At 58.8% G+C, this 10713-nt stretch carries 12 protein-coding genes and 1 other RNA gene; 9 read left to right on the plus strand and 4 right to left on the minus strand.

What is annotated here, in order from left to right; all coding sequences use genetic code 11:
* The first annotated feature begins 224 nt into the window (after positions 1-224).
* The 7 genes from rplM to HU742_RS04575 all read left to right on the plus strand — a co-directional run bounded on the left by rplM (position 225) and on the right by HU742_RS04575 (position 5103).
* A complete protein-coding gene (rplM, locus tag HU742_RS04545) occupies positions 225-653 on the plus strand; it encodes a 50S ribosomal protein L13 (RefSeq protein ID WP_003178186.1) in 429 nt (142 codons plus the stop codon).
* A gap of 14 nt (positions 654-667) precedes the next feature.
* Positions 668-1060 (plus strand): 30S ribosomal protein S9, encoded by a 393-nt coding sequence (gene rpsI, locus HU742_RS04550; RefSeq protein WP_003205364.1) that lies wholly within the window; start codon positions 668-670, stop codon positions 1058-1060.
* Positions 1061-1316: 256 nt separating this feature from the next.
* Positions 1317-1910 carry a ubiquinol-cytochrome c reductase iron-sulfur subunit gene (gene petA, locus HU742_RS04555; protein ID WP_186610996.1) on the plus strand — a complete coding sequence of 198 codons (594 nt, stop codon included), beginning with the start codon at positions 1317-1319 and terminating at the stop codon, positions 1908-1910.
* Positions 1910-3121: a cytochrome b gene (locus HU742_RS04560; RefSeq protein ID WP_092393821.1), complete on the plus strand. Its 1212-nt coding sequence runs from the start codon at positions 1910-1912 to the stop codon at positions 3119-3121. The genes petA and HU742_RS04560 overlap by 1 nt, the downstream gene beginning before the upstream one ends.
* Positions 3121-3903 carry a cytochrome c1 gene (locus HU742_RS04565; RefSeq protein WP_186610995.1) on the plus strand — a complete coding sequence of 261 codons (783 nt, stop codon included), beginning with the start codon at positions 3121-3123 and terminating at the stop codon, positions 3901-3903. Before HU742_RS04560 ends, HU742_RS04565 begins: the two co-directional genes overlap by 1 nt.
* 152 nt (positions 3904-4055) lie before the next feature.
* On the plus strand, positions 4056-4673 hold the full coding sequence (locus HU742_RS04570) for a glutathione S-transferase N-terminal domain-containing protein (RefSeq protein WP_186638310.1): 618 nt from the start codon (positions 4056-4058) through the stop codon (positions 4671-4673).
* Between the two features lie 16 nt (positions 4674-4689).
* Positions 4690-5103: a ClpXP protease specificity-enhancing factor gene (locus tag HU742_RS04575; protein WP_186638313.1), complete on the plus strand. Its 414-nt coding sequence runs from the start codon at positions 4690-4692 to the stop codon at positions 5101-5103.
* Positions 5104-5615: 512 nt separating this feature from the next.
* Here HU742_RS04575 and HU742_RS04580 read toward each other — a convergent pair.
* The 4 genes from HU742_RS04580 to HU742_RS04595 all read right to left on the minus strand — a co-directional run bounded on the left by HU742_RS04580 (position 5616) and on the right by HU742_RS04595 (position 9059).
* A complete protein-coding gene (locus tag HU742_RS04580; RefSeq protein ID WP_186638315.1) occupies positions 5616-6194 on the minus strand; it encodes a BON domain-containing protein in 579 nt (192 codons plus the stop codon).
* Entirely contained in the window at positions 6191-6784 is a 594-nt protein-coding gene (locus tag HU742_RS04585; protein ID WP_007928463.1) for a phosphoheptose isomerase, read from the minus strand. The genes HU742_RS04580 and HU742_RS04585 overlap by 4 nt, the downstream gene beginning before the upstream one ends.
* Positions 6785-6885: 101 nt before the next feature.
* A complete protein-coding gene (locus HU742_RS04590; protein WP_186638317.1) occupies positions 6886-7248 on the minus strand; it encodes a YraN family protein in 363 nt (120 codons plus the stop codon).
* Positions 7248-9059: a penicillin-binding protein activator gene (locus tag HU742_RS04595; RefSeq protein WP_186643807.1), complete on the minus strand. Its 1812-nt coding sequence runs from the start codon at positions 9057-9059 to the stop codon at positions 7248-7250. The genes HU742_RS04590 and HU742_RS04595 overlap by 1 nt, the downstream gene beginning before the upstream one ends.
* A 252-nt stretch (positions 9060-9311) precedes the next feature.
* On the opposite strand from HU742_RS04595, the gene rsmI reads away from it, so the two are divergent.
* Both rsmI and rnpB read left to right on the plus strand, forming a co-directional pair.
* A complete protein-coding gene (rsmI, locus tag HU742_RS04600) occupies positions 9312-10166 on the plus strand; it encodes a 16S rRNA (cytidine(1402)-2'-O)-methyltransferase (RefSeq protein ID WP_186638321.1) in 855 nt (284 codons plus the stop codon).
* A 74-nt stretch (positions 10167-10240) separates the two neighbouring features.
* An RNA gene (gene rnpB / locus HU742_RS04605) (RNase P RNA component class A) lies at positions 10241-10594 on the plus strand.
* The last annotated feature ends 119 nt before the right edge of the window (positions 10595-10713 follow it).

Raw genomic sequence — 10713 nt, forward strand, 5'->3', positions numbered from 1 at the left:
AATCATAAAAGCAGGTTGAAATATTTTTCGCAATCTGCATAATTGCGCACCTCTTTCTGCAGTGGAAGTGATGCGCCGCCGCCGAAGAATCTTGCCGTTGAACGGACGCGCCGACCCGAGCCCCCGAAAGCGTCTGTATCCGGCTGCCTTTGACTTGTCAAAGTACGCACTATTCAGTAAGATCCGCCGTCTAATTTACAGGGCGGCCCCTGAGGCTATAAAGAATGAAAACTTTTACTGCTAAACCGGAAACAGTAAAGCGCGACTGGTTTGTCGTCGACGCTGCTGGTCAGACCCTGGGTCGTCTGGCCACCGAAATCGCGAGCCGTCTGCGTGGCAAGCACAAGCCTGAGTACACCCCTCACGTTGACACCGGTGACTACATCGTCGTGATCAATGCTGAGCAAGTACGTGTTACTGGCGCTAAAACCACTGACAAAATGTACTACTCCCACTCCGGTTTTCCTGGCGGCATCAAGTCGATCAACTTCGAAAAGCTGATCGCCAAAGCCCCTGAGCGCGTGCTCGAGACCGCGGTTAAAGGCATGCTGCCTAAAAACCCACTGGGTCGCGACATGTATCGTAAGCTGAAGGTTTATGCGGGCGCTGCTCACCCTCATACTGCTCAGCAGCCCCAAGAACTGAAGTTTTAACGGAATAGTTCATTATGTCGGCGACTCAAAATTACGGCACTGGCCGTCGCAAGACCGCAACCGCACGCGTCTTCCTGCGTCCGGGCACTGGTAACATCTCCATCAACAACCGCTCCCTGGATAACTTCTTCGGCCGCGAAACTGCCCGCATGGTAGTTCGTCAGCCGCTGGAACTGACCGAGACCGTCGAGAAATTCGACATCTACGTCACCGTTATCGGTGGTGGTGTAAGTGGTCAAGCTGGCGCAATCCGCCACGGCATCACTCGTGCCCTGATGGATTACGACGAAACTCTGCGCGGCGCGCTGCGTAAAGCTGGCTTCGTAACTCGCGATGCTCGCGAAGTTGAACGTAAGAAAGTCGGTCTGCGTAAAGCGCGTAAGCGTCCGCAGTACTCGAAGCGTTAATTTCGCTTCCGCGTTCAAAAGGCGCCCAGTTCCTCACGGAGCTGGGCGTTTTTTTATGGGTGAAATAATTGCTCTGTGACAACTTGCCACATTCGTAGAGCCCCTATACTACAAGGCTTGGCGGTTTGGCCGCATGGTAATTACCTTGTCAGAATTGGGGGTTTTCATTACCATTCGGCAAAATTTTTATAAGTTCAGATTTTTACTTAGTAGACGCCTGATCTAACAGGCCACAAAGCTGATGGGAGAGGACTGAATGAGCAATGACGGCGTGAATGCAGGCCGGCGTCGCTTCCTGGTAGCAGCCACATCCGTGGTGGGTGCTGCAGGAGCGGTGGGGGCCGTGGTCCCGTTCGTGGGGTCATGGTTTCCCAGTGCCAAGGCGAAAGCCGCAGGTGCACCGGTGAAAGTGAATATCGGCAAGATCGAGCCAGGGCAGCAGATGATTGCTGAATGGCGTGGTCAGCCGGTGTTCATCGTCCGCCGTACAGAGGAGATTCTGGGGAATCTGAAAAAGATCGAGGGCCAGCTGTCCGATCCCTCTTCCAAGAACTCGGTCCAACCGGAATACGTCAACCCTGAGACGCGCTCGATCAAGCCGGAGATCCTGCTTCTGGTTGGCCTCTGCACCCACTTGGGCTGCTCGCCAACGTTCCGTCCCGAAGTCGCGCCTGTCGACTTGGGCAAGGACTGGGTTGGCGGTTATTTCTGCCCTTGCCACGGCTCCCACTATGACCTGGCCGGTCGCGTCTACAAATCGCAGCCTGCACCTTTGAACCTGCCGGTTCCCCCGCATTCCTATGAGACCGATGACATCATTGTCATTGGCGTCGATACGGAGAAAGCGTGATGAGCAAATTCATGGATTGGGTTGATGCGCGCTTTCCCGCGACCAAAATGTGGGAAGACCATCTCAGCAAGTACTACGCACCGAAGAACTTCAACTTCTTCTATTTCTTTGGCTCCCTGGCATTGCTCGTCCTGGTCAACCAGATCGTTACCGGTGTCTGGCTGACCATGAGCTACACCCCGTCGGCGGAAGAGGCGTTTGCCTCCGTCGAGTACATCATGCGCGACGTCGAGTACGGCTCGATCCTGCGTCTGCTGCACTCCACCGGCGCTTCAGCGTTCTTCATCGTGGTCTATCTGCACATGTTCCGTGGCCTGCTCTACGGTTCGTACCAGAAACCGCGTGAGCTGGTCTGGGTCTTCGGCATGCTGATCTACCTGGCGCTGATGGCCGAAGCCTTCATGGGCTATCTACTGCCGTGGGGCCAGATGTCGTACTGGGGCGCCCAGGTGATCATCTCGCTGTTCGGTGCCATTCCGGTCATCGGTGACGACCTGACCCAGTGGATCCGTGGTGACTACCTGATCTCGGGCATTACCCTGAACCGCTTCTTCGCCCTGCATGTCGTGGCCCTGCCGATCGTGATCCTCGGCCTGGTGGTGCTGCACATCCTGGCGCTGCATGAAGTCGGTTCGAACAACCCGGACGGTGTGGACATCAAGAAGCACAAGGACGAGAACGGCGTACCGCTGGATGGCATCGCCTTCCACCCGTACTACACCGTGAAAGATATCGTCGGTGTCGTGGTCTTCCTGTTCATCTTCTGCTCCATCGTGTTCTTCTTCCCGGAAATGGGTGGTTATTTCCTCGAGAAGCCGAACTTCGAACAGGCCAACGCCTTCAAGACGCCTGAGCACATTGCGCCGGTCTGGTACTTCACACCGTTCTACGCGATCCTGCGGGCGGTTCCGGACAAGCTGCTGGGCGTCATCGCCATGGGCGCGGCCATCGCCGTGCTGTTCGTCCTGCCATGGCTGGACCGCAGCCCCGTCAAGTCGATGCGCTACAAGGGTTGGCTGAGCAAGATCTGGCTCTGGGTGTTCTGCATCTCGTTCGTGATCCTGGGTGTGCTGGGCGTACTGGCGCCGACCCCGGGTCGGACGCTGCTGTCGCAGGTCTGCACCTTCCTGTACTTCGCCTACTTCATTCTGATGCCTTTCTACACCAGGCTCGAGAAGACCAAACCGGTTCCGGAAAGGGTGACTGGCTGATGAAAAAGCTATTTTCTGTACTGATTCTTGCTGCGTTGCCTGTACTGTCTTTTGCGTCCACGTCGAGTGGGCCGGAACTGGAAAAGGTCGACATCGACGTTTCCGACAAAGCGGCCATGCAAGACGGCGCCCGTACGTTCGCCAACTACTGCATGGGCTGCCACAGTGCCAAGTTCCAGCGTTACGAGCGCGTGGCTGATGACCTGGGTATCCCTCACGAGATGATGCTCGAGAAGCTGGTGTTCACCGGCGCCAAGCTGGGCGACCACATGAACATTGGCATGCAGCCTGCGGACGCGAAGACCTGGTTCGGCGCAGCGCCGCCGGACCTGACCCTGGTGGCACGCGTGCGTGGTACCGACTGGCTCTACGGCTACCTGCGTTCGTTCTACGAAGACCCTGCGCGCCCTTGGGGCGTGAACAACAAAGTCTTCCCGAACGTCGGCATGCCGAACGTTCTGGTCGGCCTGCAGGGTCGTCAAGTGGTAGGCTGCAAGCAGGTTCAGATCGTCGAGGACGGCAAGAAGCAATATGATCCGCTGACCGGCACCGCTTTGACCCATGAAGCCTGCGACCAGCTGACCATCGTGCCGAACACTGGCACCCTGACACCTGAGCAGTTCGATGAGAAGGTCAAGAACCTGGTGACTTTCCTGGCCTACTCGGCCAACCCGGTGAAGCTGGAGCATCAGCGCATCGGTACGTATGTATTGCTGTACCTGGCGTTCTTCTTCGTATTCGCTTACCTGCTCAAGCGTGAATACTGGAAAGACGTGCATTGATAAAGCTGTAAGCCGTTGCTGTTAATCGTGCGCGCCCAAGGGCGTCTCTGAAGGTGTAACGAGCCTGGTTGATCAGGTGGTTACGGGAGGCGCCCTCTGGGCGCGCTCGTTTTTCCGTTTTTCGATAATTTCAACAAGCGAGGAGGATCGCCATGGGCGTGACCAATCGGTTGGCCTGTTACTCCGACCCCGCCGACCACTATTCCCACCGGGTACGCATCGTACTTGCAGAGAAGGGTGTCAGCGCCGAGATCATTTACGTTGAAGCGGGCCGTCAGCCGCCGAAGCTGATTGAGGTGAACCCTTACGGCAGCCTGCCTACGCTGGTCGATCGTGACCTGGCGTTGTGGGAGTCGACCGTGGTGATGGAATATCTGGATGAGCGCTATCCACATCCGCCTTTGCTGCCGGTGTACCCAGTCGCGCGTGCCAACAGTCGCTTGCTCATCCATCGCATCCAGCGTGACTGGTGCGGGTTGGTGGATCTGATCCTGGATCCGCGGAGCAAGGAGCCGGCGCGGGTGGTGGCGCGTAAGGAGTTGCGAGAAAGCCTGACGGGCGTGTCGCCGCTGTTCGTCGACAAGCCGTTCTTTCTGAGTGAGGAACAAAGTCTGGTGGATTGCTGCCTATTGCCCATACTCTGGCGTTTGCCGATCCTGGGTATCGAACTGCCGCGGCCAGCCAAGCCGCTGCTTGATTATATGGAGCGCCAATTTGCGCGTGAGGCTTTCCAGGCGAGTCTGTCTGGTGTCGAACGCGACATGCGCTAAGGCTTAGGGAGCCGCTATGAACTCCAGTCGACCTTATCTGGTCCGCGCGCTCTACGAGTGGATTGTGGACAACGATTGCACCCCGCACATGCTGGTCAATGCCGAGTATCCATCGGTCCAGGTGCCGCAGGGTTTTGCCAATGACGGACAAATTGTCCTGAACGTATCGCCGGCCGCTGTGCGTCATTTGCACATGGACAACGATGCGGTCAGCTTCGAAGGGCGCTTCGGTGGCGTGCCGCACACGCTGTACGTGCCTATCGCTTCGATCCTGGGGATTTATGCCCGGGAGAATGGCCAGGGCATGGTGTTCGAGCTGGAAGTGCCGTTGGACGGCGAGGAAGAGTTCGAGGCGGATGACGACCTGCCACCACCGGATGACGAGCCGCCGCGTCCTAGCGGGCGGCCGAGTTTGAAAGTGGTGAAGTGATCGGGTCTGTGTGAAAGCCTGGTTACTTGGTTGAGAAAAATGCCCGGGTCGTGAGATGCGGGCATTTTTTTTTGTGGGGTTGTGTGGTGTGTATATCCGTTGCTGCGGTTATGGCTGCCAATGGTTTCGCTTTTACAGCGACTCACTTTCGAAGGGCGCGAAAGTAAGCAAAGCGCCTTTGCCCCACCACTCGGTGCCTCGCCTAGGCTCGGTGTGCCCTCACTCCGGCATGGATGCCGGGATAGCCGCGGTGGGCCAGGGACGGCCCTTCGCGGCGGCCCACGGAGCAATGCCGGAGTGCGGGCATGCCGAGCCCAAGCGAGGCACCGAGTAGTGGGGCAAAAGCGTTTTGCTTACTTTTACGCTTTATAAAAGTGAGCCGCCGTAAGGGCGGAACCATTTGTAGCCGCAACCGCAGCAACGGATATACACACCAACCAATATCCATAAAAAAACGGCGCCTCTCCATCGCGGAGCAAGCGCCGTTTTCTTGAGCGAATCAGAGCTCGATATCAGTCAATGTACTCAAACAACTTGACGATCTTCTGCACCCCAGACACACCCTGCACCAGATTGGTCGCCTGTGCCGCTTCCTGCTTGGTCAGCAACCCCAGCAGATAAACAATACCGTTCTCGGTCACAACCTTGATGCGCGAACCCGGAATGCTCGCATCGGTGAGCATCTGGGTCTTGATCTTCGTGGTCAGCCAGGCATCGTTCTGGCGCGCCAGCAGCGAGGAGGGCGGCAGGACTTGCAGTTCGTTATGTACGGTCTTGACACGCTGCACAGCGCTGGCTTCCTGTTCGGCCTTGGCCTTGAGGTCGGCGCGTGGCGTCTGGCCGGCCAGCAGCACGACGCCGTTGAAGCTGGTGACGACGATGTGCGAGTTGTTGTCCAGGTCCGGATCGGCCTTGGCGATATTCACGCCGACCTTGGTTTCGATCAGCGAGTCGTCGATCTTGCTGCCGAAGGTGCGGGTGCCGCGGTCGTCTTCAATCGGCTTTTCCCGGCTGGCATTAACCACCGATGTGCAGCCGCTGATGCCGAGGCACAGGGTCAGGGCCAGTAGGCCTAGGCGATTAGGGGTCATTCTTCACTCCCGAACAGTTGGCTGTCGATCAAGTCACAAAGACAATGGATCGCCAGCAGATGGACTTCCTGAATACGTGCAGTGACATTGGCTGGTACGCGAATCTCGACGTCTTCAGGCAGCAGCAACGATGCCATGCCGCCGCCGTCGCGACCGGTCAATGCTACGACAATCATTTCGCGATCATGTGCGGCCTGGATCGCTTGAATAATGTTGGCCGAGTTGCCGCTGGTGGAAATCGCCAGCAACACATCGCCGGGTTGGCCCAGGGCGCGGATCTGTTTGGAGAATACTTCGTTGTAGCTGTAGTCATTGGCGATCGAGGTGATCGTCGAGCTGTCGGTTGTCAGTGCGATGGCCGGCAGGCTCGGGCGTTCGCGTTCGAAGCGGTTGAGCAGCTCCGAGGAAAAATGCTGCGCGTCGCCGGCAGAGCCGCCATTGCCGCACGAGAGCATTTTGCCTTCGTTGAGCAGGGCGTTGACCATCACTTGGCTCGCTTGCTCGATGTGCGGTGCAAGTACGTCCATCGCCTGTTGCTTGGTGTCGATACTGGCCTGAAAAAGCTGGCGGATTCGCGATTGCATGTCCATCTGTGTGACCTTAAGTAGCGCGACTTATCGGCACAAACATGTGCGGCGCGCAAAGCAAAGAGCAAAAAAGTTAAGTGAAGGTGTCCGGCTTGGCTGGGCGCTCAACTGTCGAAGGCGTTTTGTAGCCAGTTCAGCTGATCGACGTTGCTGTCGATGGCAACCACGTCGAAACGGCAGGGATGGTCGGCCCAGCGAGGCTCGCTTTGCAGGAAGTACTGCGCGGCGAAAACCAGCTTCTGACGCTTGCGTGCATCGATGCTATCGAGCGCGCCACCCCATTGGGTATTTTTTCTATAGCGGACTTCGACGAATACTACTGTATCGCCGTCAAGCATGACCAGATCCAGCTCGCCGCGTTTGCACAACCAGTTCTGCGCCAGCAGGCGCAGACCCTGTTGCTGAAGATGCGCGAGGGCTTGGCCCTCGGCATTCTTGCCGCTTTGCAGGTGTGATCGGTCAGGCATCAGCGCTGGGTGTCCGGCAGCCGCTGTACCTGGCCGTTGACGAATTGCGCCCAAGGCAACTGGCGTTGCACGCGCTGGGTCGGCGATATCGCCAGGCTTCCCGACAGGCCTTCGATCCGGCTGTCTGGCAACGCCTTGAGCTGGCCCAGGCGCGGAGCGAGGCGATAGGCGTCGGCACCCATCGCATACAGCCGGCCCAGGCTGCCGCCGGCCTGAGGCCATTGCGCGGTGACCTGCTGGCGCAGCGGGTCGTTGGCGTCGAGCAACCAAGGCGTTTCGCAGAAGCGCACGCCGTTCATGTCGTTGTACTGATTCTGGTCGCCGCTGACGCTGAATACGGAGGACGTCGCATAAACCGGCACGTCGCCGGCGTACTGGAAGTTCAGGGTCGGCTTGATCTGCTGGGCCTGCTGCGGGGTCGATGCCAGGAAGATGAACTCGATGTCCTGGCGACGCGATGGCTGCGCGGCGACCGTTGTGCCCACGGTGCTTTGCAGGCTCTTGGCGCGACCTTCGCTCTGGCGCAACTGGAACATGTCGGCGATCTGCTGGGCCAGTTGCACTGGCTGGTCGACGCGTTCGACTGCGACGATGGTTCCGCCGTTCGCCTGCCAATCCTGGCTGAAAGCTTTCAATACGCGATCGCCCCATTCCCCTTTCGGCACCATGGCCGCGGCGCGATGCAGACCGTCGGCGCGAGCGCGACGGGAGACTTCACGGGCTTCGTCTTCTGGGGCCAGGCCGAATTGGAACAGTTGGGGCGGGCCTTGTTCGCCTTCGCTGTAGTTCAGCGCCAGGGTGGTAATGGGTAGTTGCGGGCGGGTGCTGATTTGTTTGACCAAGGGTTTTTCCAGCGGGCCGACGACCAGTTGGACGCCGTCGGCCTGGGCCTTGCGATAGAACTCATCCATCGACGTCAGGCTTGCGCTGTCGTAGAACTGGATGCTCGGCGGCTTCTGCCCGGCCTGCTGCACCTGGTAGTGAGCTGCCATAAAGCCTTCACGCAGGGCCTTGGCGACCGAGGCCAGCGGACCGGTTTGCGGCAGCAGCAAGGCGATCTTGCTCAGCGGCTGGCTCGCCAGTTCTTTTAGCTTGACCAGCGGCGTCGGCAATTGCAGTGCGGCGGGGTGCTTGGCGTTCTGCTCGCGCCAGCTGTCGATGGCCGCTTGTTGTTGCTCCAGGGTGCCGGCGGTTTTCACGGCCTTGGCCAGGCTCAACCAGCCGCCGAGGTCGTCGGTGGTGGTCGGTTGCAATTGATCAGTGGGCAGCGAGGCGATCAGCGTCCAGATGGTTTCGTGATTTTTTACCGCGGCTTCGTTGTCGAGCAGCGGGGCAATGAAGATCCGCTCCTTGGCGGCGGCCAGGGTCTGGCCATCGGCCTCAAGGGCGCGAGCGCGGACGGTGCCGGTGCGGACTTGCTGTTCCACCGGCATTTCGCTCAGGTACTGCAGGCTTGGATGGCCCAGCGAAGTCAGTGCTGCCTTGGGCTGATTGCGAGTCATCGCCAATTCGGCCGACAGCGTGCTGGCAAAGATCTGCTGGCCGGGCTTGAGTTGTTCCATCGGCACTTGTTGCAGGATCTGTGCGGACTGGCCGGCATTGCCCTGGCGGTAGGCCAGGTCTGCGGCGCTCAGGCGCAACAGCGCTGCTTGCTCCGGCGTTTTACTTTGGGCGGCCTGTTCGAGCAACTGCTCGATACTGGCATCCGGGGTTCGTGGAAGTTCGCCAAGGCTGGACGAGGGCGAGCTGGCGCAAGCCGCCAGGAGGGCAGCGAGGCAGAGGGCGGAGAGCAGCCGCAGGCAAGCGATCATGTAAGTGTTCCTGATACGAGATCAAATTAGCGTCGAATTGTACCCAAGCGTTGGCCGGGGCGCGATGTTACTGGTGTGAATCGGTTGATTTAGGTGGTTCAAAGGGTGTGGTACCGCATAAAAGACGAGTTGTTGACGCCTGTGGCGAGGGAGTGCACAAGCCTTGATGCGCAGCAGCCGAGACCGTCGACACGCGTTACAATGCCGGTTTTCCCCAATCATGAGGTGTGCGTTTTGACTGCTCCAGGTGCTATGAATTCCGCCGCCGGCTCGCTTTACGTGGTGGCGACGCCCATCGGCAACCTGGACGATATCAGTGCACGCGCCTTGAAGATCCTGCAGGACGTTGCGCTGATCGCGGCCGAAGACACGCGCCATTCTCAGCGCCTGCTGCAACATTTCGGTATTTCCACGCCCTTGGCGGCTTGTCACGAGCATAACGAACGCGATGAAGGCAGTCGTTTCATCACCCGTCTGCTGGCTGGCGACAACGTGGCGCTGATTTCTGATGCCGGTACGCCACTGATCTCCGATCCGGGCTATCACTTGGTACGCCAGGCCCGCGCTGCAGGCATCAATGTCGTGCCGGTACCTGGGGCGTGTGCGTTGATCGCGGCGCTGTCGGCGGCGGGCCTGCCGTCGGACCGGTTCATATTCGAAGGTTTCCTGCCCGCCAAGGCCGTGGGGCGGCGGGCGCGCCTGGAAGCTATAAAGGAAGAACCGCGCACACTGATTTTTTATGAGGCGCCGCACCGCATTCTTGAATGCTTGCAGGATATGGAGCTGGTGTTCGGCCCCGAGCGCCAGGCGCTGTTGGCTCGGGAATTGACCAAGACCTTTGAAACCCTCAAGGGCCTGCCGTTAGCCGAGCTGCGAGCCTTCGTCGAGGGTGACAGCAACCAGCAGCGCGGCGAGTGTGTCGTGCTGGTGGCGGGCTGGACACCGCCGCAAAACGAAGAGGCCGTCAGCAGCGAGGCGATGCGCATCCTGGACCTGTTGCTCGAGGAAATGCCCCTCAAGCGCGCGGCCGCCCTGGCGGCGCAGATTACTGGCGAGCGCAAGAATGTGCTGTACCAGGTCGCACTGGAAAAACAGAAGAGCCAGTGAAAGCTGGGCGCCAGGCTGGCCATGGGCTTTTAGCGCTTGTTCTTGAGGCGCTGTACCGTTAACCTTCGCGGCGGAGAGTCGATCGGACAGTCGCTGCCCTCTATGAAAATTAGGGGGGGGAGGAAAGTCCGGGCTCCATAGGGCGAAGTGCCAGGTAATGCCTGGGAGGCGTGAGCCTACGGAAAGTGCCACAGAAAATAACCGCCTAAGCGCTTCGGCGCCGGTAAGGGTGAAAAGGTGCGGTAAGAGCGCACCGCACGTCTGGCAACAGTTCGTGGCTAGGTAAACCCCACTTGGAGCAAGACCAAATAGGGTCCCAAGGCGTGGCCCGCGCTGGGACCGGGTAGGTTGCTAAAGATGTCCAGTGATGGCCATCGTAGACGAATGACTGTTCAAGACAGAACCCGGCTTACAGATCGACTCTCCACCTTTTCCCTCCCTGCCGGAATCACTGGCAGACGCCGTTCCTAATACCAAAAAAATCTTACTCTTAACAAATCACTTTAACTTGTGCGCGCAGTCCCCTGTGCTTCCTCGAGTTGAGGCG

This window comes from Pseudomonas marvdashtae (assembly GCF_014268655.2).
In the GTDB taxonomy this organism is placed as follows: domain Bacteria; phylum Pseudomonadota; class Gammaproteobacteria; order Pseudomonadales; family Pseudomonadaceae; genus Aquipseudomonas; species Aquipseudomonas marvdashtae.

Bases quoted from the DNA above. Each gene is read 5' to 3' on its own strand.
- rplM (WP_003178186.1), top strand. From the start codon at position 225: ATGAAAACTTTTACTGCTAAACCGGAAACAGTAAAGCGCGACTGGTTT.
- rpsI (WP_003205364.1), top strand. From the start codon at position 668: ATGTCGGCGACTCAAAATTACGGCACTGGCCGTCGCAAGACCGCAACC.
- petA (WP_186610996.1), top strand. From the start codon at position 1,317: ATGAGCAATGACGGCGTGAATGCAGGCCGGCGTCGCTTCCTGGTAGCA.
- HU742_RS04560 (WP_092393821.1), top strand. From the start codon at position 1,910: ATGAGCAAATTCATGGATTGGGTTGATGCGCGCTTTCCCGCGACCAAA.
- HU742_RS04565 (WP_186610995.1), top strand. From the start codon at position 3,121: ATGAAAAAGCTATTTTCTGTACTGATTCTTGCTGCGTTGCCTGTACTG.
- HU742_RS04570 (WP_186638310.1), top strand. From the start codon at position 4,056: ATGGGCGTGACCAATCGGTTGGCCTGTTACTCCGACCCCGCCGACCAC.
- HU742_RS04575 (WP_186638313.1), top strand. From the start codon at position 4,690: ATGAACTCCAGTCGACCTTATCTGGTCCGCGCGCTCTACGAGTGGATT.
- HU742_RS04580 (WP_186638315.1), bottom strand. From the start codon at position 6,194: ATGACCCCTAATCGCCTAGGCCTACTGGCCCTGACCCTGTGCCTCGGC.
- HU742_RS04585 (WP_007928463.1), bottom strand. From the start codon at position 6,784: ATGGACATGCAATCGCGAATCCGCCAGCTTTTTCAGGCCAGTATCGAC.
- HU742_RS04590 (WP_186638317.1), bottom strand. From the start codon at position 7,248: ATGCCTGACCGATCACACCTGCAAAGCGGCAAGAATGCCGAGGGCCAA.
- HU742_RS04595 (WP_186643807.1), bottom strand. From the start codon at position 9,059: ATGATCGCTTGCCTGCGGCTGCTCTCCGCCCTCTGCCTCGCTGCCCTC.
- rsmI (WP_186638321.1), top strand. From the start codon at position 9,312: ATGAATTCCGCCGCCGGCTCGCTTTACGTGGTGGCGACGCCCATCGGC.